The organism is Streptomyces sp. SID13726 (assembly GCF_010548375.1).
Lineage (GTDB): Bacteria > Actinomycetota > Actinomycetes > Streptomycetales > Streptomycetaceae > Streptomyces.
In genome coordinates this window covers 1-383 of sequence record NZ_JAAGLY010000881.1, presented here as the reverse complement: position 1 = coordinate 383, position 383 = coordinate 1, and the positions used below count along the sequence as shown (strand labels likewise).

At 76.2% G+C, this 383-nt stretch carries 1 protein-coding gene; it reads left to right on the top strand.

The features are described 5' to 3' along the window. Nucleotides 1–234: tyrosine-type recombinase/integrase (locus G3I78_RS50790; protein ID WP_164437445.1), on the top strand; the 234-nt coding region annotated here is incomplete at its 5' end. Nucleotides 235–383 lie beyond the last annotated feature (149 nt).

Sequence of the window (383 nt, the reverse complement as noted above, 5' to 3'; positions counted from 1 at the left end):
GCCGTGCTGCGCAACGCCGCCGAGCGCGCAGGGATCGACCACCCGGAGCGGATCTCGCCGCACACGCTGCGGCACTCGTTCGCGACGCACCTCCTCGCGGGCGGCGCCGACGTGCGCGTGGTCCAGGAGCTCCTGGGGCACGCGTCGGTGACGACGACCCAGATCTACACCCTCGTCACGCCGGACACGCTGCGCGAGGTGTACGCCGCCGCGCACCCTCGCGCGCTGGGCTGACCGGGCCGCTCGCCGGCCGTCCGACGACCGGACGCCGGGAACGCGGCGCGCGGGCGCGTGCGCACGAGCGGCAGCGAGGTCCTGCGATACCGTGGCGGACGTGAGCAGCCAGGCCGAGACCCAGCCCGAGACGCGCGGCGCGCAGAGCT